The sequence below is a fragment of the Snodgrassella sp. M0110 genome, assembly GCF_016101465.1.
GTDB classification, from domain to species: Bacteria; Pseudomonadota; Gammaproteobacteria; order Burkholderiales; family Neisseriaceae; genus Snodgrassella; species Snodgrassella alvi.
The window spans coordinates 303,637-327,071 of sequence record NZ_JACFQM010000003.1; the positions used below are offsets into that span (position 1 = coordinate 303,637).

Sequence of the window (23,435 nt, forward strand, 5' to 3'; positions counted from 1 at the left end):
GCAGGCTGTTTGATTCAGATAACAAAGTTTCTAAACTTCAAGATAATCCATAATACTTTGTGCCGCATCACGACCCTCGGCAATAGCAGTAACCACCAGATCAGAACCACGGGTAATATCACCACCGGCAAAAATTCTGGGGTTGGCTGTCTGCTGTTTATATTCACCACAGGTCTGAATCCGGCCGCGTTCATCCACAGTAACACCAACACTGTTTAACCAAGGCATACTGTGCGGAGCAAAACCAAACGCCACAATCACCGCATCGCAGGCAATCACTTCTTCACTGCCGGCAACAATTTCAGCACGCCGGCGCCCGCGTTCATCCGGCGCGCCCATTATGGTTTTTACTACCTGAATACCGCTTACTGTACCATCAGCATCAGTCACTACTGCCTGTGGCTGCACATTGAATTTGAACTGAACACCTTCTTCACGCGCATTATTGAATTCTTTTTTTGATCCGGGCATATTGGCCGCATCGCGGCGATAGGCACAGATAACCTCTTTTGCCTGCTGACGTAAAGCTGTACGCACACAATCCATGGCAGTATCACCACCGCCAAGAACCACTACGCGTTTATCGGCCATAGAAACATAATCTTTACTGGGAATATTCAGCAAATGTTCGGTATTGCCGATTAAATAAGGTAATGCCAGATAAACACCAGCGGCATCTTCATTTTCAATACCTGCACGCAGCCCCTGATAAGTACCTACACCCAGAAATACCGCATCATACTGCTGTTCCAATTCCTGCAGGGTAACATCTTCACCTACTGTTACCCCCAGTCTGAACTCAATACCCATATCAGTCAGTACATGACGGCGGCGCATCATCACTTCTTTTTCCAGTTTAAAAGCCGGAATACCGAAAGTCAGTAAACCGCCGATTTCTGTCGCCCGTTCGTAAACTGTAACATCCACACCATTGCGAATCAGTACATCGGCACAGCCCAGCCCGGCCGGACCGGCACCGACTACCGCCACTTTTTTGCCTACTTTTTCCACCTTACTGATATCAGGATGCCATCCCTGTGCAAAAGCCTGTTCAGTAATGTATTTTTCAATGGCTCCAATCGTAACAGCTCCGAATTCAGCATTCAGCGTGCAATCACCTTCACACAAGCGGTCTTGCGGGCAAACCCGTCCGCAGACTTCCGGCAGACTGTTGGTAGAGTGTGCCAGTTCAACTGCTTCGATAATTCTTCCTTCATTGGCCAGTCGCAACCAGTTGGGAATATTATTGTGTAAAGGACATTTATTCTGACAGTACGGATTACCACAGGCCAGACAGCGGTCTGCCTGGGCAATAGCCTGTGCAGTAGTAAACGGCTGATAAATTTCCGCAAACTCATGCCGACGTACAGTCAGCGGTTCTTTCGGGGGATCCACACGCGGCACATCAATAAACTGATAAACATTTTCGCGTTGACTCATCTGGTGTTCCTTGCAATATTTCTAATTATTTCTGCATTATCCGGCGGGCTTACTGGGTCACTGCACGCAGTTCTGTAACTGTACGCGGCTTATGTCCCAGTAACGCATCAACATCATTGGCTTTCGGTTTAACCAGCACAAAACGGCTGACATAATTATCCCATTCTGCCAGAATGCGCTCCCCTAACGGACTGTGGGTATTCTCTACATGCTCGGCAATTAACCCGCGCAGATTTTCCTGATGCATAGTTAATTCACTGATATCCAGCCCTTCCACCAGCTCCGGATTGATCCGCTGTTTAAAGCAGCCGTCTACATCCAGTACATAGGCAAAGCCACCGGTCATACCGGCACCAAAATTAATTCCGGTTTTACCGAGTACGCATACCACACCACCAGTCATATATTCACAGCCATTGTCACCAATGCCTTCTACGACCACCGTAGCGCCGGAATTGCGCACGGCAAAACGCTCTCCGGCCTTACCGGAAGCAAAAAGCTTGCCACCGGTAGCACCATACAGACAGGTATTGCCGATAATTGTCGTGTCTTCAGGACGGAAAGCTGTGCCGCCGTGCGGATGAATCACAATTTTGCCGCCGGCCATACCTTTACCCACATAATCGTTGGCATCCCCGGTGAGATATAAATTCACTGTTCCGGCCAGCCATACGCCAAAACTTTGTCCGGCTGTTCCGGTCAGATAGATATCAAAACGCTGAGGCACGTGACCGCGATTACCGTAAGTTTCCGCAATCCGGCCGGACAATGAGGCACCTACTGAACGGTCGGTATTATTAATATCATAATTTAATTCAACATCCTCACCGCTTTGTATCGCATCGCCAATATCCTCCATGATGGTACGGTTAAGGCGTCCCGGATCAAACGGAGGATTGGTCTGCGTACAGTAGCGTGAGCTGCCATCCGGTACTTTCGGGGAATACAGCAGCTTGCTCAAATCCAGCGTACCTTGTTTGGGCGTAATTCCGGAAACAATTTCCAGTAACTCAGTACGGCCGATTAAATCAGTTAACTGAGTTACGCCGAGCTGCGCCATAATTTCGCGGACATCCTGTGCGATGAATTTGAAATAATTCATTGCTTTTTCAGGCAGGCCGTGGAAATGTTCATGGCGCAGAGTATCATCCTGTGTCGCTACACCGGTAGCACAGTTATTCAGATGGCAAATGCGCAGATAGCGGCAGCCCAGTGCAATCATCGGTCCGGTACCAAAACCAAAACTTTCAGCCCCCAGAATAGCTGCCTTCACAATATCCAGCCCGGTTTTCAGACCACCGTCAACCTGTAAGCGCACTTTATGGCGCAGATTATTTTCTACCAGAGCCTGCTGAGTTTCAGCCAGACCCAGTTCCCACGGGCTGCCGGCATATTTCACACTGGTTATCGGACTGGCACCGGTACCGCCGTCATAGCCGGAAATAGTAATCAGATCGGCATATGCCTTAGCCACACCGGTAGCAATCGTCCCCACACCCGGTAAAGACACCAGCTTAACTGAAATCAGCGCACGCGGATTAATCTGTTTCAAGTCAAAAATCAGCTGTGCCAAATCTTCAATTGAATAAATATCATGATGCGGTGGCGGCGAAATCAGCGTAGACCCGGGTACGGCAAAGCGCAGCTGAGCAATATACGGAGTCACCTTATCGCCGGGTAACTGACCACCTTCGCCCGGCTTGGCACCCTGTGCCACTTTAATCTGAATAACATCAGCACTCATCAGATAAGCCGGTGTTACACCAAAACGGCCGGAAGCCACCTGTTTAATCCGTGATACCCGTTCAGTGCCGTAGCGGTTCGGATCTTCGCCACCCTCTCCTGAATTAGAGAAACCGCCCAGACGGTTCATCGCAGTAGCCAGCGCTTCATGCGCTTCCGGACTCAGTGCACCGATAGACATTGCCGCACTGTCAAAGCGCTTATACAGATTTTCTGCTGCTTCTACCTGTTCCAGTTTAACCGGCGTTGCATTATCAGTTTTCAGACGCAGCAAATCTCGCAGCATAGCAGGCGGACGGTGGTTAACTGCATCTGCATAGCGACGGTAACGGCTATAGTCTCCGGTATTTATGGCCGCCTGCAATGTATTCACCACCTCAGGATTATAGGCATGATATTCACCCTGCGGCTTGTATTTCAGATAACCGCCGATTTCCAGTCCGCGGCTTTTCTGCCATGCCCGCTTGTGAAGCCATCTGAGCTCATCATCCAGCTGGGCAAATGTTGCACCTTCAATCCGGTTAATCATATTCTTAAAGCATAACTGCATCACTTCGTGATGAAAGCCCACAGCTTCGAACAAACAGGCACAACGATAGGAAGAAATCGTTGAAATACCCATTTTGGAGATGATTTTATACAGCCCCTTGTTAATACCGTTGCGGAAATTCAGCATTACCTGCCGTAATGGTTTGGTAATTGCACCAATGCTAACCATTCTGGCCAGACTTTCATACGCCAGATACGGATATACTGCCGTGGCACCCAGACCAATCAGTACCGCAAAATGGTGCGGATTACGTGCCGAGGCAGTTTCAACAATAATATTGGCATCACAGCGCAAATTGGTTTCGACCAGACGCTGCTGAATGGCACCGACACTGAAAACAGCAGGAATAGCAATAGCATTCCGGCTGACATTGCGGTCTGATATCACCAGCAGAACAGCACCGTTTCTCACAGCAGCCACAGCTTCATCGCATAAATGTACCAGCGCTTCCTGCAAACTGGTTTCATTCGGGTTATAGACAGCATCCAGATGATGATGCTGATAATGCTCAGCTGATAACTGCAATAACTGCTGCATATCAGAGTACAGTAATACCGGCGATTTAAAATTCACCCGGTGTGACATTCCCTCAGCTTCAAAAAACACACTCATTTCGCGCCCGATACAAGTATTCAGGCTCATCACATGTTTTTCGCGCAAGGGGTCAATCGGTGGATTGGTTACCTGAGCAAAATACTGACGGAAATAGTCGTACAGTACCCGCGGCCGTTGTGACAACACCGCAAATGGCGTATCGTCACCCATTGATCCTACCGGTTCCTGTCCGTTTTCTCCCAGTATCCGCACCACATTTTCCAGCTCTTCCATGTCATAACCGAACAGTTTCTGGTAAACCAGCAACTGGTCTGCTGACAAACTGGAGGTACCGGCCTCTTCATCCGGCAGTTTTTCAAACGGAATCAGCGATAATACATTTTTATCCAGCCATTCTTTATACGGATGCCGGGTTTTCAGCTCAGTATTGATATCCGCTGAATGCATCAGCCGGCCTTCACGCGTATCAATCACCAGCAACTCACCCGGTCCGACACGGCCTTTTTCCAGTACTTCATCCGGTGCGTAATCCCAGATCCCCACTTCAGAAGCAATCGTAATCAGTTTATCCTGAGTAATAACATAGCGCGCCGGCCGTAAACCATTTCTGTCCAGCGTACAGGCCGCATAGCGGCCGTCACTCAGTACAATACCGGCCGGTCCGTCCCACGGTTCCATATGCATGGAATTAAAATCGTAAAATGCACGCAAATCCTCATCCATATCCGGATTGTGCTGCCATGCCGGCGGTACCAGCAGACGCATAGCCCGAAACAAATCCATACCGCCATTCACAAACAGCTCCAGCATATTATCCAGAGAGCTGGAATCCGAACCGGTTTCATTTACAAACGGCGCAGCAGTCTGCAAATCGGGAATCAGCGGAGTATGGTATTTATACGAGCGTGCGCGCGCCCAGGCACGATTCCCTGAAATAGTATTAATTTCACCATTGTGTGCCAGATAACGGAATGGCTGAGCCAGCTGCCAGCGTGGCAATGTATTGGTTGAAAAGCGCTGGTGAAACAGACAAATAGCACTTTGCATGCGCAAATCAGCCAGATCAGGATAAAACCGTGGTAAATCCTTGGGCATACACAGCCCTTTATAAATCATCGTCTGATTGGATAAGCTGCAAATATAAAAATCACGATGATTAATCCGTTTTTCAACACGCCGGCGAGTCATAAACAGCCGCCGTTCCAAATCACGCGGCAGCCAGCCGGCAGGCGCATTAACAAACACCTGCTGAATATAAGGCATATCCGCCAGAGCAATGGAACCAAGCATTTTCGGATTGGTGGGAACAGGCCGCCAGAATGAAATATTCAGCGTTTCACGCGTCAGTTCTTCCTCAATTATTGCTTTATATTCTTCTAGCAAAGCCTCATCACGGGGAAAGAAAATCATCCCTACGGCAAAGTTTTTGGCCAGCGTAATTCCTTCTTCTTCGGCAACAGCCTGAAAGAATTTTTTCGGCATTTGCAGTAACAGGCCACAACCATCACCTGTTTTGCCATCCGATAAAATCGCACCGCGATGCTGCATGCGTGACAGCCCAAGAATTGCGGTACGCACCACCTTGTGGCTGGCTTCGCCTTCAATATTGGCAATTAATCCAAAACCGCAGTTTTCTTTTACCAGAGAGTGGTCATATAAGCTGGACATCGGGAAACCTCATTTGCTGCACTAACTGCAAAGCACAAATTAATTAGACAAGGTAACAAACATACAAAAATTTACCTATAAGCGTCAAAACCTTTTTTCTCCGGCACCGCAAAAAAAACTCTGTGATTTCATTTAAATTTAGATTAAATCACTACGATAATCCGTTTTACTGCGTATAAAAATGGAATTGAGTACAATATCTGCTATTTTTCACCAATTTAGAGATAATTAATAATAACTGTCTAAAAGGCTAAAAAAATTGCCAAAAGCACAAATTATGCTATTGGCAAATTATTTTAATTGAGAATAATAATCAATTATTATTCTAATTCAACAATATAAAATTATCTGATTTAATTATTTCCGGCTTTAAATATAAAAAAACAGGCGCATCCTGTTTTTATACTTTTCCGCTGTAATGAATAAAAAAGGGAGATGCCGGCATCTCCCTGATAAATATTACTCATTAACGACACCCGCATGTTCAGCCTGAACATCAGCATGATAACTGGAGCGTACCATGGCACCAATGGCACCATGCTTAAAGCCCATCTCGTAAGCACGCTTTTCAAATTCCTTAAACTGCTGCGGCGTAACATAACGCAATACCGGCAAATGGCTGTTACTTGGCTGTAAATACTGGCCGATGGTAATCATTTCCACATCATGAGCACGTAAATCCTGCATAACTTCCAGAATTTCCTCATCACTCTCTCCCAGCCCTACCATCAGACCGGATTTGGTCGCCACTTCCGGCCTTAATGCCTTGTACTGTTTCAGCAGTTTCAGTGAATGCTGATAATCGGCTCCGGGGCGAGCCTGCTTATACAGGCGCGGTGCGGTTTCCAGATTGTGATTCAGTACATCCGGCGGTGTCTGTGCCAGAATATCCAGCGCAGTATCCAGACGGCCGCGAAAATCAGGCACCAGCACCTCAATCTGTGTATGCGGGCTGGACTCGCGGATGGCAGTAATGCAGTCGGCAAAATGCTGTGCCCCGCCATCGCGTAAGTCATCACGGTCAACCGAAGTAATCACCACATAACGTAAATTCATTGCTTTCACTGAAGCAGCCAGATGCTTTGGTTCCTGCGGATCAAGCGGATTAGGACGGCCATGCCCCACATCACAGAACGGACAGCGGCGGGTGCAGATATCACCCATAATCATAAATGTTGCCGTACCTTTGCTGAAACATTCACCAATATTCGGACAGCTGGCTTCTTCGCATACAGTATGCAGCTTCTGCTCACGCACAATGCTTTTAATTTCAAAAAACTTCTGGCTGCTTGGCAGCCGTGCCCGTATCCATTCCGGCTTTTTCAGTTTTTCTTCCAGCGGCACAACCTTAATCGGAATGCGCGCAGTTTTTTCCGCACCTTTATGTTTTACCCCTTGGCTGTTATCTTGATTCATAGTACAACTTTCTGTGTAGATTTCCGCTCAGGCGGCGGTGCATTCAATTCTAAAGTCAGGTAGCCGGTTAAACGCTCAGCCACATCGGCCAGCTCAGGACAGGGCTTAACAAAATCCGCTATCTGGGTCATATGCAAACCGGCATAACCGCACGGATTAATATGTGTAAACGGAGTCAGATCCATATTCACATTCAGTGCCAGCCCGTGATACACCGCGCCTTGTTTAATACGCAGACCAAGCGAAGCAATTTTCTGCCCGTTCACATAAACACCGGGACGTTTCGGATCATTTACCGCTGTAATTCCATAATCAGCCAGCGTAGCAATAATACTGTTTTCCAGCCGGCTGACCAGCTCGCGCACAGTAATATGCCGGCGCTTGAAATCAATCAGCGTATATACCACCAGTTGCCCAGGACCGTGATAGGTAACCTGTCCGCCACGGTCAATCTGCACAACCTCGATATCATCATGCACCAGTATATGTTCGGGCTTACCAGCCATACCCAGAGTAAACACCGGCGGATGTTCAACCACCCATAATTCATCTTCAGTATCAGCCGTACGCTGTGCAGTAAATTCCTGCATAGCCGCAAAAACCGGCTGATAGGTGCGCAAACCCAGCTGCACCACTTTCATAGTACAACTTTCACCATCGGATGGCTGCTTAAAGCACGATAAATATTATCCAGCTGTTCCTGATTTTCAGCACGAACCACCACCGTTGCACTAATATAATTGCCCTTACTGCTCGGACGGGTATTAATATTTTCTGCCGCTGTATCCGGTGCATGCTGCTGCACCACCTCCAGCACTTTAGCCTCAAATTCCGGATGCTGTGCACCCATTACCTTAATCGGGAAATCCAGCGGAAATTCAATAATACTGGTTTTCAGATTATCACTCATTTCTGTACCTTTCCTGTCTGCTCACGTTTGTACCATGTAAATCCCATGCAAAACAGGCTTATTCACGTAAATTTTTTTAATCCAAAGCTAAGAACAGCTGCACAGCCAGACTAAACACCTGTTTTTTGTGCCAGATAGGCCTGTAATCCCCGTTCACGCAACACACAGCTCGGGCATTTACCACAACCGCCCTCTATACCATCATAACAGGTATGTGTGTGTTTCCGTACATATTCCAGATAGCCCAGCTCATCCGCCAATGCCCATGTTTGCGCCTTATCCAGATACATCAGCGGCGTTATCAGCCTGAATTCATAATCCATAGCCAGATTCAGCGTCACATTCATAGACTGGACAAACACATTACGGCAATCAGGATAGCCGGAAAAATCTGTTTCACAGACACCGGCAATAACATCATGAATACCCTGACCCTTAGCGAAAATAGCTGCATACAGTAAAAACAGCGCATTCCGTCCGTCGACAAAAGTATTGGGCAACCCTTCAGCCGGTGCCTCAATCGTCTGCTGTTTATCCATCAGCGCATTATGGGTAATGCTTTGCAACAGCGACAAATCCATTACTGTCTGTGCTACACCCTGATCCTGTGCAATCCAGCGTGCTTTTTCTAGCTCAATCGCATGACGCTGACCATACTGAAACGTAATCGTCTGCACATTCTCACGCCCGTAAGCAGCAATAGCCTGCAACAGACAGGTAGTTGAGTCCTGACCGCCGGAAAAAATTACCAGAGCCTTAGAATATTGTTTCATTATCCAGATTCCTTAGTTTTGATTTCAGAACCAGCCGGAAAGCCCTCTTTCCGGCCGTCTGACGTGGGAGGTTTGCGAACCACGCAGTCATTTATTACAAATTATAAAACATTTGCCCTCTTATACTGACAGTTTGGTCACGAAAGCGTGTAAAACAGGTAAAATAACCGGCTTTATTGCTGATATTTCAAATACACAAACATGTTGGTACTGGGAATAGAATCTTCTTGTGATGAAACCGGCGTCGCCCTGTACGACAGCACGCTCGGTCTGCTGGCTCATCAACTGCATACACAAATTGCCATGCATGCAGAATATGGCGGTGTTGTGCCCGAACTGGCCAGCCGCGATCATATCCGCCGGCTGACACCGCTTACTCAGGCCTGTCTGCAAGAGGCAGATAAAACATACAGTGATATCGACGCTATTGCCTATACTCAGGGACCGGGTCTAGGCGGTGCACTTTTGGCCGGTGCAAGCTTTGCCAATGCTCTGGCATTTGCCCTGAACAAACCGGTTATTCCGGTACATCACCTTGAAGGACACATGCTCTCGCCATTACTGAGCGAAGACAAACCTGCCTTTCCCTTCGTCGCCTTACTGGTTTCCGGCGGCCATACCCAGTTTATGGCCGTAAAAGGGATTGGCGACTATACCCTTCTGGGTGAAAGCATCGATGACGCTGCCGGAGAAGCTTTCGATAAAACCGCCAAACTGCTTGGCCTGCCTTATCCTGGCGGTGCCAAACTGTCAGAACTGGCCAGACTGGGACAACCGGGCAGCCTGCATTTTCCCCGCCCCATGCTGCATTCACACGACTTAAACATGAGTTTTTCCGGTTTAAAAACCGCAGTATTGACCGCAGTAAACAAAATCCGCACAGAAACAGGCTGTAAAGAACAGCTTCCTGAGCAAATTCGCAATGATATTTGCCGCGAATTTCAGAACGCCGTAGTAGATGTACTCACCAGCAAAGCCAGACAGGCATTAAAACAAACCGGTTATCAGCAGCTGGTTGTTGCCGGCGGTGTCGGCGCAAACTGGCAGTTACGCCAGAGCCTCAGCAACTTGCCGGGAATACAAACATTCTTTCCGCCAATGGCCTACTGCACAGATAATGGCGCCATGATTGCTTTTGCCGGTGCCATGCACCTGAGCAACGCACAGCCTGCTGCCAGTTTTAATGTAAAGCCGCGCTGGCCACTCAGCCAGATTGTTCAGTAATACCGTGCACCCTCGCACGGTTAACCGCACAGATTAATATGATTGAAATTAAAAACCTTAGTTTACAACGTGGTAATAAACAACTTTTGAATAATGCCAGCCTGACAATCTATCCGGGTCAGCGTATCGGCCTGATTGGTAAAAACGGCACCGGCAAATCCAGCCTGTTCGCTCTGATTGAAGATAAAATCAGCCATGACAGCGGTGATATCCGTTTACCCAAACACTGGCAACTGGCCACTGTCAAACAGGAAACACCGGCACTGGATATTCCCGCCCTGGACTATGTTTTGCAGGGCGACAGCGAATTGCAGCAACTGCAACAGCTACTGCAACAGGCCGAAGATGAAGACGACGGCTTCAAACAGGCAGAATATCATGCAAGGCTGGATGAAATCGGCGCATACAGTGCACCGGCACGTGCAGCCAAACTGCTCAACGGTCTTGGTTTCTCACAGCAGGAACAACAGCAACCGGTAAAATCATTCAGCGGCGGCTGGCGTATGCGCCTGAATCTGGCTCAGGCACTGATGTGCCGTACGGATTTACTCCTGCTGGATGAACCTACCAACCATCTGGATCTGGAAACAGTATTGTGGCTGGAACAGCATCTAGCCGGTCTGGATACTACCCAGATAATCATTTCGCATGACCGTGATTTTCTGAATGCCACCACCACTCAGACAGTTGAACTGACACAACAGCAGCTTATTCTCTATGGCGGGAACTATGATTTTTATCAGCAGGAACGTGCACAGCGGCTGACTCAGCAGCAGGCTGCCTATCTTAAACAGCAGGCTCATATTCAGCACTTGCAATCCTTTATCGACCGCTTTAAAGCCAAAGCCACCAAAGCAGTACAGGCACAAAGCCGAATCAAAGCATTGGCACGGCTTGAACGCATTGCCCCGGCACATCTGGACAGTGAGTTTTCGTTTCAGTTTGCGCAGCCTGACCATCTGCCCAATCCGTTGCTGAAACTGGAACACATTAATCTCGGCTATGGCGACAAAACCGTTCTGCACGATATCGACCTCTCAGTTGAATCCGGAGCACGTTACGGTCTGCTCGGGGTAAACGGCAGCGGTAAATCCACTCTTATCAAAGCCATTTCCGGCAGCCTGAAACCACTAAGCGGTCAGATTATCCGTGCGGAAAAACTCAAAATCGGTTATTTCGCCCAGCATCAGCTCGAAACACTGCGTGCAGACCAAAGTCCGGTCTGGCATATCCAGCAGCTGTCACCGGCCGTACGCGAACAGGAAATCCGCAACTTCCTCGGTAGCTTTGCCTTCATCGGAGATATGGCTTTACAACCAATCGCCCCCTTTTCCGGCGGTGAAAAAGCCCGTCTGGCACTGGCAATGATAGTCTGGCAAAAACCAAACCTGCTGCTACTGGATGAACCGACAAACCATCTTGATCTGGACATGCGCCATGCATTAACTGTAGCATTACAGACGTTTAAAGGCGCACTGATCGTAGTCTCTCACGACCGCAGTCTGCTTGAATCCACTACTGATGCCTTAATTTATCTCAGTGATGGCGAACTGAAACACTTTGATGGTGACCTCAGCAATTACCGCCAGTGGCGTTTAACTCAGGATCAGCATAACGGTGAACAGCCGCAGGATTCGCGTGATAACCACAATCGCAAAGAGCAGAAACGCATTGAAGCACAACAACGTCAGCAGCGTGCCCGTCTGATTAAACCGTTATTGAAAAATATCGAAAAAGCCGAACGGGATATGGGAAACTGGCAGCAGCAACGCAAACAACATGAAGCATTTCTTGCCAGTGAAGAAGCATATCTTGACGAAAATCAGACAAAATTACAACAAACCCTTACCCAATTGGCCGAACTCAAAGTAAAATTAACTCAGACTGAAGAAAAATGGCTTGAATGGCAGCAAGAAGTCGAAAACATTAATCAGACTACTTGAATTATTGCAGTATAAGGCTCAATAATGACATACAAAAAAATTATTTCCATACTAATATTTACCAGTGGCCTGTTTATAGGACAGAGTGCCGTTGCAAAAGTATATACCTGTCTTGAAAACGGCGAAGTTGTCTATACCTCAAAACCAAAGGGAAATTGTGCCGTAGCCAACTTACCGGCTATCGGTAGCTACAGCGACAGCCGCCCCAGCTACCGAAACAGTAGTGCTTCGGCCGCAATACGCAGCCGCCCGCGGCCTCCAACCAAGGTAGCAACAGCCTATAGCGGCCTGCAACCTACAGTTAATATCATTCCTAAAGGCAGCGACAATACTCGTCGTGCCATTTTGCAGCAGGAGCTGACCAATGAACGTAATGCTCTTGCACAGGCACAGCAGGCACTGAACCGCAGCCGTACCGGCAAAGGCGGTAATATTACAGAACTGCAAAGTGCAGTACTTGACCGGCAGCAGAACATTCAGGCTATACAAAGGGAACTTAGTCGTATGTAAATCCGGATAAAGGATAAGTCATGAAAAAAACATTACTGTTTACAGCACTGATTACACTGATCAGCACTTCTGCGCTAGCTAAGGTTTATGAGTGTGTCGACAGCCGTGGTAATCACAGCTATAGTGAAGTTCCCAATGGTAAAAATTGCCGTACACCCAGTAATCTTGGGGTTAACTTCTCTACTTCCTCCTCTTATAAACCTGCTTTAACTGATAACATTGAATCAGCTTCAAATAAAGCAGACACAGCTGCCAGCAACACCAAATCTAATCAGGCTGCTATTGCAACTGCCCGTCAGAATCTTGCCGAAGCTCAGAAAGCGCTGGAAGACGGGAAAAAAGTACGTATGGGTAATGAGCGCAATTATGCCCGCTATCTGGAACGTATCAAAGGGCTGGAGGACACAGTTAAAACCCGGCAACAGGAGCTGGATAATGCCATGAAAAATAACTCTGCCCAGAAATAATATCATTATTAGTTTATTTGTCTGGCAATTACTAGTGTAGTGCAGTAACCACCTTTATAGATAGGTGTTTACTGCTGCATGAAATTAGAATCAAAAACTCACTTGTACCGCTTCATCACCCAGTAATGTATACAAATCATCGAATAGAGCTGCTTCAGGTTTGACGAGCCAGCTTTTATCTGCACGCAATTCACCATATGCCTGCTGATGCCGGCAGCAAAATTTCAGCGGCACATGGGCCTGCTGTTCACGATATGGCTCCAGTAATCTGACCAGTTGTCCGACAGGAGTATCCGCAGTAATGTGTAAATGCAGACTGCGTGCATAGCGGGCGCTGGCTTGCGCCAGCGTGAATGCATCATCAGCAGTGATACGTAATCCGTCACCGCCATTGTATTCATCAACAGCAACCTTACATTCCATAATCAATACCTGATCTGCTTTCAGGCTGGCTCCGTATTCTTCCAGTGCCTGCCCCGCTACTACAACTTCCTGTTTAGCGGTACCATCCTCAAGCTGCACCACAGCAAATTTACCGCGTTTTCCCATAATATAGCGGACACCGGTAACAAAACCGGCTACTTTCTGCTTATTATTAGATGGTTTCAGTGTTGCCAGTTTGCTGCTAACCAGTGCACGTACTTTATCAGCATATGGTTCGAACGGATGGCCGGAAAAATAAAAACCCATTGCCTGCTTCTCTTCGGCCAGCTTTACCGCCAGTGACCATGGTGCCACCTTTTCCATTTGTAAAGGCTCTATAGCATCTTCAACCATATCGAACAGCCCGCCCTGATTCGCATTGGCGGCCACCTGCTCAGCATTCTCCATCGCCAGACCGATATTGGTCAGCAACTGAGCCCGATTCGGATTCAATTCATCAAAGGCACCGGCGCGCACCAAAGCTTCAATCGTACGGCGATTCAGATATTGGCGATCTACTCGCTGACAAAAATCGAATAAATCTGTAAATGCGCCACCTGTTTCGCGCGCACGAACAATGGCCTCTACAGCACCTTCGCCCGTTCCCTTAATTGCTCCAAGTGCATAACGAATCTGCTTTTTATTATTCGGGGTAAACCGGTAAAAGGATTCATTAATACTCGGTGGCAGGAAAGTAATCCCGTTTTCAATACCATCATCAACAAAAATTTTCAGCTGATCCGTATTAGTCAATTCACTGGACATCGTACCGGCCAGATACTCAGCCAGATAATGACATTTGAGCCATGCAGTTTGATAAGACACCAGAGCATAAGCTGCAGCATGCGATTTATTGAAACCATAGCCTGCAAACTTTTCCATATAATTGAAAATTTCATTGGCCGTTTGCTTATCTATGCCTTTTTCAGCGGCACCAGCCTCAAAAATGGCGCGATGCTTCACCATTTCCTCAACTTTTTTCTTACCCATGGCACGACGCAGCAAATCGGCACCACCCAGTGTATAGCCGCCGCAAACCTGTGCCGCCTGCATTACCTGTTCCTGATAAACCATCACCCCGTAAGTAGAATTTAATACTGGTTCAAGATTGGGATGCAGATACTCTACTTTTTCCTCACCATGCATACGCCGGATAAAATCCGGAATCAGATCCATCGGCCCCGGACGATACAGAGCCACAAACGCAATAATTTCTTCAAATTTGGTCGGACGTGCTGTCACCAGCATCTTTTTCATACCCACCGACTCAAACTGGAATACTGCTGTTGTATTACCTCTGGCAAAAATACTGGCATACGTCTCTGCATCGTCCAGCGGAATATGATTAACATCAACCTTCTGACCAGTGGTTTCCAGAATAAATTTTTGCGTCATTTCGATGATGGTTAAGTTGCGCAGTCCGAGAAAGTCGAATTTCACCAAACCAATCTGCTCAACATCATCCTTATCAAACATCGAAACCGGAGACGCATCATCACCGCTTGCCTGATAAATCGGGCAAAAATCGGCAATTTTTCCCGGAGCCATCAGCACCCCGCCTGCGTGCATACCCAGACCGCGCGTCAGATCTTCCAGTTTCAGTGCCAGCGTCATTAGCTCTTCAGCTTCTTCTTCCTGCAATAGTTGCCGGATTTGCGGTTCTGCTTCCATTGCTTTTGTCAGACTGAGTGGTTTATTTGCTTCAACCGGTATCAGTTTAGACAAACGGTCACACAAACCAAACGGTAAATCCAGCACACGCCCGACATCGCGTACCACAGATTTCGACGACATCGTACCGAAAGTAACAATCTGACTGACCGCAGGCACACCATATTTATGGCGTACATACTGAATAACCCGACCACGGTTTTCCTGACAAAAGTCAATATCGAAGTCCGGCATTGATACCCGTTCCGGGTTCAGAAAACGTTCGAACAGCAGGTTATAACGCAACGGATCCAAATCAGTAATTTTCAATGAATACGCCACTAGCGAACCGGCACCGGAACCACGTCCCGGACCTACCGGACAGCCATTTTGCTTAGCCCAGTTAATAAAGTCCTGCACAATCAGAAAATAACCGGGAAACTGCATCTGAATAATAATTCCCAGCTCATAATCCAGTCGCTGCTGATATTCCGGCATTTTCTGTGCCCGTTCAGCTTCATCCGGATACAGAAATGCCATGCGCTCACGTAATCCTTCATTACTCAGCTGAACCAGCAGATCGTCCAGCGTCATCCCTTCCGGTGTCGGAAAAAGCGGCAAATAGTTTTTCCCCAGTGTCAGCGTCAGATTACAGCGTTGAGCTATAGCTACCGTATTGGATAAAGCTTCTGGTATGTCGGCAAAACGTGCCGCCATCTCTTCAGGCGTAACAAAATACTGACTGGGTACAAAATCATGCGGACGGCGTTTATCAGCCAGTACATATCCGCTAGCAATGCAGACCCGGGCTTCATGTGCCTGAAAATCATCAGTATCCATAAACTGTACCGGATGGGTTGCCACCACGGCTATCTGATGCTCAGCCGCCAGCGCCACACTACCGGCTACTACTGCCTCCCATTCCGGCCGCTCAGGCAAACGCTGCACTTCGAGATAAAAACCATCACCAAACCATTGCCGGTATTTAATTAAAGCTTGTGCAGCCTGCTCAGGTTTCTGTGACAGTAAAGCCTGACCAATTTCACCATACTGTGCTCCGGATAAACAGATTAAGCCAGTATTGTCTCCTTCTGCCAGCCACTGCTGACGTACTATTGCCTGATGCGGATTGCGGTCTTCACCCACATAAGCATTTGTCAGTAACTCATTCAGACGTAAATAACCTGCATGATTTTTGACCACAAGCATCAGGCGAAAAGGCTTGTCCGGCTGTTCCGGATTCTCCAGACGCACATCTACCGCCATAATCGGCTTGATTCCCGCATTACGGCATGCCTTATAAAATTTCACCATGCCAAATACATTCATCAGGTCGCTGATACCTAATGCAGGTATTCCCAAAGTACTGGCGCGTTTAACTGCCTCTTTTATCCGTACAATACCGTCTTCAATAGAAAATTCGGTATGCAGACGCAATGGAACATAGGAAAAATTTTTGGACATAGTACTTTTCATACCAGAACAATTGTTATCTGGTTTATCCGAAATAAAAAGAGAGAAAACCGGCCGGCTGAACTTTCAGCTTTCTAAGCAATATACTGAAAATTACAAATAACAGCATCCAGTGTGTCGGCCAGTGCACAAGCACATTATTACAGCGTTAATTTTACCTGATTTGTTCAAGTGAACAGCAATAATCTGGGTTAAAAACTGGCTAGTTGATTATTCAGCAGCAGTAAAGCGGGTAGTAATATAAATATACAGACCAAAAAGCATTAATTCATACTTCTACAGTTGAAAGAAATATATCCGGCCACCAAACTACCCATAAAACCTTTGTCATTTAACTGAGCCGCCAGAACTTGGAAATTCAGCAAGTGCTACGCAGCTAACCGATACATACGGCAAATCGGCTAATGAAAACAGGCTGCCTGAATCATCAGACAGCCTGTTTATGAAAGTTTCCCCCGCAGGTGCCGGTTTGGACGCCATCCGCTTGAACCTTGAGGACAAGGCTGGCAGTATCGAATGGCTTCGGGTTCATTCACAGGGAATGCTCACGCCCACCATTACCCAACCGCCAAAAAAGCGAATTATTGGTTCAAAGGAATATATGTCCTTACGAACACCGCAGGGGAAGAAAACTTTATTTTACCACAAGTGTGAGTGTACTTTCACACAACTGTATCATATCCTGCATTTTACGCTCATAATCGCCAATTGCCAAATTTCCGTGCACGGTCAGTTTGAGCAGATCGTGAGCCAGATTGAGCGCAGCCATAATTACAATTTTATCTGTTTCAACAATTCTTCCGGAACTCTGAATAGCAGTAATTTTTTCATTCAGCATTTTTACTGCCTGCATCAACGTTTCGTGTTCACTTCTGGGCGTGCCTATATTAAAAGGACGACCAAGAATTTCCACACGAACCTGTTGAATTTCATCCATTTAAATCCTCCTGCATTTGAGGTAGCCGTTGCAGCAGCCGCAGCAGCTCATCACTGGATGCTTTCACTACCGAAGTAGTGCGGTTCTTTTCAGCAATCAGCCCGTCAATAGTAGTTTGCATGCTTTCCTGTAAATGAAATTTTTCCTTCTCATGCTGACTACGTATCCGTTCACGTTCTAACTGAAAATCTTCATTTTGTTTGTGTAACTGTTCTTTTGCAGTTGCCAGCTGCTGAGTCAGCTGATGTTTTTCTGCCAAAAGAGAATTGAATTGTATTACCAGCCGCTTAACACTATCTTCCAGTTGTTCTAATTGATTTTCCATTCCCTACCCGCTTCCGTCCTTAATTAATGCAGCATGAATTACCTGATTTCTCAGTACTGCTAATCCGGTTTTTTTCGTTATAACAAATAATTATTATTCCGCTTTAGGCGCTCTTTCCATCAGAATTTCTGCCATTGCCTGTACCTCAGTACGACCATGAAACAGCTGTTTCAGGATATTGGCAATCGGCATATCAACCCCCAGTGAATCCGCCTGCCTGCAAACCTCTTCTACAGTATATACACCTTCGGCGACATGTCCAAGTTCAGTTAATGCTTCAGGCAGTGATTTACCCTCTGCCAGCAATAAACCTACCCGGCGATTACGCGACAGTGATCCCGTACAGGTAAGAATCAAATCCCCCATACCGGACAAACCCATTAACGTTGTAACCTGACCACCCAGAGCATGATTCAGGCGCGATATTTCTGCCATACCCCGTGTCATTAATGCCACTCTGGCATTAATCCCGTAGTGCAGACCGTCAGCAATCCCCGTTGCAATAGCCATGACATTCTTTACTGCCCCGCCTACTGCCGCCCCAATCACATCAGCATTCGCATATAAGCGCAGAACAGTATTATTCAGCGTAGCCGCCAGAGACTGAATCCAGGCAAAATTTTCCGATGCCAGCGTAACAGCACAAGGTAACTGCTGAGCCAGTTCCTGTGCAAAACTTGGTCCGGACAGCACACCGATGCAGTTATTATTCTCCGGCATAACCTCTGCCAGTACCTGTTGCGGTAACAAGCCGGTTTGCTGCTCAAATCCTTTACAGGCTGCAATAACAGGTACTTTACCCATACCGGCCTCAACCAGCTTCCGGGCACTTTCCCGCAAAGCAGATACCGGTGTGGCAATAATGATTAAATCTGCCGGCGCAAACGCATCAACAGCAGAAAGGTTTTCTGGCAGAACAAAATCAGGCAGATACCGTTTGTTTACCCGCTCCTGCTGTAATTGCTGCACATGCCGGATATTGTGTGTCCATAACCAGACCTTGTGTGCATGCAGAGAAAAGTGAATGGCAAGAGCCGTTCCCCACGCTCCTGCACCCAGCACACCAATATTCATGTCAAATATTCCCTTTAACAAACTATCAGCAAATAACTGCCCTGTTTCTCAATACTTTCAGAAGCCAGATAACTTACAAATACGGCATTTCATTCATTACCGGCACAAACAGCTTTAACGAAACATATTGTATCCAAAAACTCAGACTCAGGCTGCCTGAAATACCATACCAAATTAGCAGAATACAGCTGAGTCACATCATGCACCAGTCTGCAAAGAGCGCTCCGGGCATTAATCCGCTCAATTCAATCATAGCTGCATGAATAGAAAAACACAGGCTGCCTGTCGTCAGACAACCTGTGCTCATAAAATACATTTAAAAATGATTAATCCTCAAAGCGTTTAAACGCCAGTGAACCATTCGTACCACCAAAACCAAACGAATTGGAAATAGCTGCACGAATCGGCAAATCACGCGCCTCATTGGCGCAATAATCCAGATCACATCCCGCTTCAGTATCCTGTTCAAAGATATTGATTGTTGGCGGAGATTTTTGGGTATGAATAGCCATTACTGTATATACCGCTTCCACACCACCAGCACCGCCCAGCAGATGGCCGGTCATGGATTTAGTTGAATTCACAACCAGTTTTTTAGCATGCTCACCCAAAGCCAGTTTTAATGCATTGGTTTCATTTACATCACCCAACGGGGTCGATGTACCATGAGCATTTACATAATCAATATCTTCAGGGTTTAAACCACCGTCTTTCAGAGCACGGGTCACACCCAGTGCCGGCCCTTCAGTATTGGGGGCAGTAATATGATAAGCATCCGAACTCATACCAAAACCTACCAGTTCAGCATAGATTCTGGCGCCGCGTTTACGTGCATGCTCATATTCCTCCAGCACCATTACCCCGGCACCTTCACCCATAACGAAGCCGTCACGCTGTTTGTCCCATGGCCTGGATGCTGTAGCCGGATCATCATTGCGGGTTGATAATGCTTTCATTGCAGCAAAACCACCTACACCCAGCTCACAAATAGCCGCTTCTGCACCGCCGGCTATCATAATATCCGCATCACCATACTTAATCAGACGTGCAGAATCACCAATACTGTGTGCACCGGTAGTACAGGCTGAAACCATGCCGTAGCTCGGTCCCTGATAGCCTTTAAGAATAGTAACATGACCGGAAATCAGATTAATTAGGGAGCTGGGAATGAAAAACGGATTAATTTTCCGTGCCCCGTGTTCCGCTACAGTCTGTGCTGTTGCTTCAATCGATGGCAATCCTCCGATACCGGCACCTATATTTACCCCTACCCGGGTTTTATCCAGCCCCGCTATATCATCCAGTCCGGCATCTGCAATTGCCTGCATCGCTGCGGCTACTCCAAAATGGATAAATGAATCCATTCTTCGCGCTTCTTTAGCACTGATGTACTGAGTCACATCAAAATTCTTAACTTCACCGGCAATCTGGCAAACTAAAGACGAAGCATCAAAATGGGTAATAGTGCCAATGCCGCTTTTACCTGCAAGTAGATTTTGCCATGCTGTGGTTACATCATTACCCACAGGAGATACCTGACCCAGGCCGGTAATGACTACTCTTTTTTTACTCATATTTTGCTCGTAAGAAAAAAACCTCTACCGAATATGGTGAAAGGATACACCCTATTTCGACAGAGGAATTTGAATTTGAATTTAATCAACACTACACAGAATTAATTCAAGTGAGCGCCAACAAAGTCGATAGCTTGTTGTACGGTAGTAATTTTTTCAGCTTCTTCGTCCGGAATTTCGCAACCAAAAGCTTCTTCCAGGGCCATTACCAATTCAACGGTGTCCAGTGAGTCAGCACCCAGATCTTCCTGGAAAGAAGATTCATTTTTTACTTCAGCTTCACTCACGCCTAATTGTTCTGCAACAATCTTTTTCACACGTTGTTCGATATTGTTATCCATTGACTGATCTTTCTTTTCTTTGCCCGGCAGTAAGTGCGGACAGGGTTAATTGAATAAATCAACTTTTTTAGTTGTTGATATTATTGTACCTAATAAAAATAGAGTTTTCCATTCAAATTGTTTTTTGCCGTCTTTTCCATGGTTTTCAGTGATTTTCACTGCATTTTTACTTATCACCCAATGCAAATTTAACAGCAAGCGGCAGCCATATTAGCACAGCCTGATTTTTTGCGACAAGCAATATGATTTATATTGAATCATTATTAACAATAGTTTTATATAAAAAATTCATAATCAGAGCCAGCTCTGCTGCGGTATTTTCCTGTGTTCCGCCACCGGTATGCCCGCCAGTATCGGGGGCTGCCAGCCATACCTGCTGTTTCAGCTGCCGCAGACGCGCATAGAATTTCAGCGCATGTGCCGGATGCACACGATCATCGTGCCGGTTAGTGGTAATCAATACCGGCGGATAGTGTTGCAAATCACCCAAATTATGATAAGGAGAAAGCAGCTCTAATGCCTGTTTTTCCTCAGAATCATCTGGGTTGCCATATTCATCAATCCAGGAAGAACCAGCCGAAAGATAAGGATATCGCAACATATCGGTTAACGGCACTTCGCACACCATTGCCCCCATACTCTGCGGCTGCCGGCAGAAAGCGGATGCCACTATCAGCCCGCCATTACTACCGCCCTGTATTGCCGTATGTGCAGCACTGGCACGATGATGAGTATATAAATCATGCAGCACTGCCAGCAAATCATCAACACTGATATGTTTGTGAATTCCGCAGGCAGCCTGATGCCATAATGGTCCGAATTCACCTCCGCCACGGACATTTGCCAGTACGAAAGCATAGCCTCTGGCCAGCCAGTACCGCCCTATACTGCCCAAATAATACGGCAGTTGCGGCATAGCAAAGCCACCATATACATAAACAATCGTTGGCGTATCCTCACTAATGTTTCTGCCAACATGGAAATAAGGAATAAATGTACCATCAGATGCAACTGCACTAAACTGCTGCACCTGCATTCCTTGCGGATTAAATTGCCGTGGCTGGCGACGCATAACACACAACTCACTCAGATGTATATCCAGCGTATATAGAGTCAGAGGCTCAAGAAAACTGCTGATAGCCAGATATACCACATCACCACCCCACGGCTGATCGGTAATTTCCAGTGCACCCTCCGGCAAATTTGGCAAAGCAACTTCCTGCCAGTGGCTATCTGCGAAATGCCACGCCAGCAAACGGCTATGCACATTATCCAGTATGGATATCAGCACAAACCGTCGTGTCGTTTCAATATTTTCAATAGCCTGAGTTTCAGTTGGTAAAAAAATCAGCTCAGCCGCACCAAGCTCACCTTTATGCAACTTCACTGCCACCAGACTGCCTGCCGGATAGGATTTATTTGCCCGCTGCCAGTCACTGCGTAACTGCACCAGCAATTGCCCGTATAGATAACCCATTAATTCACAATCATCCGGCAATCCCAGCGGTTTAACACTAAAATCAGCCAGTACCTGATAATACTGTTTGTGATAAAACCCTTCTGCTGCTTCAAGCAAATCAATCGGTGCACCCTGGCTATCCAGATAACGCCAGGCATTAACCATCATGCCTTCTGCTGCCATTTCCATTATCGGCAGTGCTTCTGCAAAAGATTGTCCGCGGCGCATCAGCCACACCTGCCTCGGATAGCCTGCTTGCGTCAACTGCCGCTCATCCCAAGCCGGACATACCCATACGCTTTCAGTATCACGCCAGCTAATAATGCTTTTACTGAGCGGAAAATGAAAGCCGCCTTCGACAACTTTACACTCAGCCAGATTAAATTCAATTGTATAAGCAGCATCAGACCCGCCTGCACTCAGACTGATTAGTACATGCTCCGGTGCCTGCACATAATGAGCCACGCCCTGCAGGTACACATCATCATTCAGCAGAGAATCAAAATCAGCTACTGAAAACAAAATTTCCCAGTCAGGTAAGCCTGCACGATAACTGGCCGCAGAACACACTCTGTACACGCCCTTTGGAAATTCAGCTGACTGATAAAAATGATACATACGTGCACGGTGTTCCTGACAAAAAGGAATTTGCTGCTCATCCTGCAACAATTTCACAATATCATCATGCATTTCTGTATATTCATCATCCGCAGCAAACTCAGCCTGAGTAGTAGCATCTGCCTGCTGAATAAAAGTCTGAGTCTGTTCACTGGCAAGGTCTTCAAAATGCACAAAAGGATCAGCATCCATCATTTTCATTATTTCCAATATTCGATATCATCCATTATTGAGTCGGTTACATACATTTCTTTAACAATGTCTCATACAGCATTTTCTAACCAGACGCGCCGGATACGATACAGATATAAATAAATAGGGCAGCCAAGACAGGCTGCCCTATTATTCAAATAATATCAACA

General features: G+C 46.8%; 17 protein-coding genes and 1 other RNA gene. 4 read left to right on the forward strand and 14 right to left on the reverse strand.

Annotated features, from left to right (window positions below; all coding sequences use genetic code 11):
- Nucleotides 1–30: 30 nt before the first annotated feature.
- From H3T84_RS06340 to queC, 6 genes are all read right to left on the reverse strand, one after another.
- Nucleotides 31–1,440: an FAD-dependent oxidoreductase gene (locus tag H3T84_RS06340; protein ID WP_025330042.1), complete on the reverse strand. Its 1,410-nt coding sequence runs from the start codon at nt 1,438–1,440 to the stop codon at nt 31–33.
- Nucleotides 1,441–1,489: 49 nt separating this feature from the next.
- Nucleotides 1,490–5,956 (reverse strand): glutamate synthase large subunit, encoded by a 4,467-nt coding sequence (gltB, locus tag H3T84_RS06345; protein WP_084563262.1) that lies wholly within the window; start codon nt 5,954–5,956, stop codon nt 1,490–1,492.
- Between the two features lie 459 nt (nt 5,957–6,415).
- Nucleotides 6,416–7,372: a lipoyl synthase gene (lipA, locus tag H3T84_RS06350; protein ID WP_025330040.1), complete on the reverse strand. Its 957-nt coding sequence runs from the start codon at nt 7,370–7,372 to the stop codon at nt 6,416–6,418.
- Complete coding sequence (lipB, locus tag H3T84_RS06355) at nt 7,369–8,013, reverse strand: lipoyl(octanoyl) transferase LipB (protein WP_198218570.1); 645 nt, start codon at nt 8,011–8,013, stop codon at nt 7,369–7,371. The genes lipA and lipB overlap by 4 nt, the downstream gene beginning before the upstream one ends.
- Nucleotides 8,010–8,282 carry a YbeD family protein gene (locus H3T84_RS06360; protein ID WP_025330038.1) on the reverse strand — a complete coding sequence of 91 codons (273 nt, stop codon included), beginning with the start codon at nt 8,280–8,282 and terminating at the stop codon, nt 8,010–8,012. Before H3T84_RS06360 ends, lipB begins: the two co-directional genes overlap by 4 nt.
- A 110-nt stretch (nt 8,283–8,392) precedes the next feature.
- On the reverse strand, nt 8,393–9,055 hold the full coding sequence (gene queC / locus H3T84_RS06365; RefSeq protein WP_198218571.1) for a 7-cyano-7-deazaguanine synthase QueC: 663 nt from the start codon (nt 9,053–9,055) through the stop codon (nt 8,393–8,395).
- 201 nt (nt 9,056–9,256) lie between these two features.
- On the opposite strand from queC, the gene tsaD reads away from it, so the two are divergent.
- The 4 genes from tsaD to H3T84_RS06385 are packed head-to-tail and all read left to right on the forward strand — an operon-like array spanning nt 9,257 to nt 13,199.
- Nucleotides 9,257–10,279, forward strand: a complete 1,023-nt coding sequence (tsaD, locus tag H3T84_RS06370) for a tRNA (adenosine(37)-N6)-threonylcarbamoyltransferase complex transferase subunit TsaD (protein ID WP_198218572.1) — start codon at nt 9,257–9,259, stop codon at nt 10,277–10,279.
- 38 nt (nt 10,280–10,317) lie between these two features.
- Entirely contained in the window at nt 10,318–12,222 is a 1,905-nt protein-coding gene (locus H3T84_RS06375) for an ATP-binding cassette domain-containing protein (protein WP_198218573.1), read from the forward strand.
- A 24-nt stretch (nt 12,223–12,246) separates the two neighbouring features.
- Nucleotides 12,247–12,732, forward strand: a complete 486-nt coding sequence (locus H3T84_RS06380; protein WP_037475346.1) for a hypothetical protein — start codon at nt 12,247–12,249, stop codon at nt 12,730–12,732.
- Between the two features lie 20 nt (nt 12,733–12,752).
- The gene (locus H3T84_RS06385) at nt 12,753–13,199 is read left to right on the forward strand and encodes a DUF4124 domain-containing protein (RefSeq protein WP_037475349.1); all 447 of its coding nucleotides are present in this window, start codon (nt 12,753–12,755) and stop codon (nt 13,197–13,199) included.
- Nucleotides 13,200–13,289: 90 nt separating this feature from the next.
- On the opposite strand, the gene dnaE is transcribed toward H3T84_RS06385, so the two are convergent.
- The 8 genes from dnaE to H3T84_RS06425 all read right to left on the reverse strand — a co-directional run bounded on the left by dnaE (nt 13,290) and on the right by H3T84_RS06425 (nt 23,265).
- Nucleotides 13,290–16,736 (reverse strand): DNA polymerase III subunit alpha, encoded by a 3,447-nt coding sequence (dnaE, locus tag H3T84_RS06390; protein ID WP_198218574.1) that lies wholly within the window; start codon nt 16,734–16,736, stop codon nt 13,290–13,292.
- A gap of 457 nt (nt 16,737–17,193) precedes the next feature.
- Nucleotides 17,194–17,373: non-coding RNA, 6S RNA (gene ssrS, locus H3T84_RS06395), on the reverse strand.
- Nucleotides 17,374–17,379: 6 nt separating this feature from the next.
- Complete coding sequence (locus H3T84_RS06400; protein WP_025331389.1) at nt 17,380–17,682, reverse strand: cell division protein ZapA; 303 nt, start codon at nt 17,680–17,682, stop codon at nt 17,380–17,382.
- The gene (locus H3T84_RS06405) at nt 17,675–18,007 is read right to left on the reverse strand and encodes a hypothetical protein (RefSeq protein ID WP_037393362.1); all 333 of its coding nucleotides are present in this window, start codon (nt 18,005–18,007) and stop codon (nt 17,675–17,677) included. Before H3T84_RS06405 ends, H3T84_RS06400 begins: the two co-directional genes overlap by 8 nt.
- Before the next feature lie 93 nt (nt 18,008–18,100).
- Complete coding sequence (locus H3T84_RS06410) at nt 18,101–19,081, reverse strand: NAD(P)H-dependent glycerol-3-phosphate dehydrogenase (protein ID WP_198218575.1); 981 nt, start codon at nt 19,079–19,081, stop codon at nt 18,101–18,103.
- Nucleotides 19,082–19,407: 326 nt separating this feature from the next.
- Nucleotides 19,408–20,655 (reverse strand): beta-ketoacyl-ACP synthase II, encoded by a 1,248-nt coding sequence (gene fabF, locus H3T84_RS06415; protein WP_037475361.1) that lies wholly within the window; start codon nt 20,653–20,655, stop codon nt 19,408–19,410.
- 101 nt (nt 20,656–20,756) lie between these two features.
- On the reverse strand, nt 20,757–20,996 hold the full coding sequence (acpP, locus tag H3T84_RS06420; RefSeq protein WP_025331393.1) for an acyl carrier protein: 240 nt from the start codon (nt 20,994–20,996) through the stop codon (nt 20,757–20,759).
- A gap of 247 nt (nt 20,997–21,243) precedes the next feature.
- Nucleotides 21,244–23,265 carry a prolyl oligopeptidase family serine peptidase gene (locus H3T84_RS06425; RefSeq protein ID WP_370524052.1) on the reverse strand — a complete coding sequence of 674 codons (2,022 nt, stop codon included), beginning with the start codon at nt 23,263–23,265 and terminating at the stop codon, nt 21,244–21,246.
- Nucleotides 23,266–23,435: the final 170 nt, after the last annotated feature.